This is a genomic window from Terrisporobacter othiniensis (genome assembly GCF_000808015.1).
In the GTDB taxonomy this organism is placed as follows: domain Bacteria; phylum Bacillota; class Clostridia; order Peptostreptococcales; family Peptostreptococcaceae; genus Terrisporobacter; species Terrisporobacter muris.
This window is the reverse complement of record NZ_JWHR01000019.1, coordinates 1-1151: the sequence shown is the minus strand read 5'-3', so window position 1 is coordinate 1151 and position 1151 is coordinate 1. Positions and strand designations below refer to the sequence as shown.

General features: G+C 44.8%; 1 protein-coding gene. It reads left to right on the top strand.

Translation table 11 applies throughout. The features are described from left to right. A partial coding sequence (locus QX51_RS01605) for a plasmid recombination protein (protein WP_082007778.1) occupies positions 1-1088 on the top strand: 1088 nt, incomplete at its 5' end. Between the last annotated feature and the right edge of the window lie 63 nt (positions 1089-1151).

The window sequence follows — 1151 nt, the reverse complement described above, 5'->3', positions numbered from 1 at the left end:
TTCATGTACAAGCAGTGAAGCCGGGGAGTGAGATTCACAACTTTAGGGAAAAAGAGTTGGACTATGTTCGTCCCGAACTTAGTCATTTGAATGAAAGCTGGGTTGGAGATAGCATCTCCCATCGGCTGGAAAGTGCGAAACAAAGATATCTCGATACGGTTGGGCAGAAGATGCAGGCTAAAGCCGCACCCATACGAGAGGGAGTAATAGTAATCAAACAAGAAACCACCATGCAGGAACTCCAGCAGTTTGCCACGGTCTGCAAAGAACGTTTCGGTATCGAAGCATTTCAAATCCATATACACAAGGACGAAGGATACATGAACGCAAAGCAATGGACACCTAACCTTCATGCCCATGTAGTTTTCGATTGGACGCAGCCGAATGGGAAAAGTGTGCGTTTATCGCGTGATGACATGGCAGAACTCCAAACCATAGCATCTGAAACACTGGGCATGGAACGTGGCGTTTCTTCTGACCGCAAACACTTATCGGCTATGCAGTACAAGACCGAATGTGCGAAAGAACAGCTTCAGGAACTATCAAACGATATATCCAGTGCATTAGACAAACACAAGGACGTACAAAACCAGCTTCTTCAGCTTCAGAAAGAACTACGTTCCATTGAAACAAAGAAGAACGTCCAAAAACTCATTTCTAAGGCTTCAGAGAAGTTTTACGGCTTGATTGGAAAAACAGTCAACGATAGGGAAAAGGATGCCTTAAAAGCCAAAGTAAAGGCTTTAGAGGGGGAAAATGAACAGCTATCCGATAGACTGGGAAAGGCTATACTTGAAAAAGAGCAAAACGGCACAAAGGCATTCAAAGCCGAGAATGACAAGGAGTATTATAGACAACAAATGGACAACGCAAGGACAACCAGTAACCGATTAAGGACGGAGAACCAAGAACTAAAGACCGAAACCAAGGAATTGAAAAAAGAACTTGGTAAGATGAAAGACTTGTTCAATTCCGAACAACTGGAGGCTTTAAGGCATCATTTCCCAAACATATCAAAAGCTATGGAAGAGGGGAAAGACCTACTCAAGCAAATCACCAGAAGCAGAGGTTTCGGTATGGGTATGTAACCCCCCCCCCGCCCCCAAAGGGGGAGCGACCAAACGGCAGCCTCTCTCAATGGAGTGTTACGT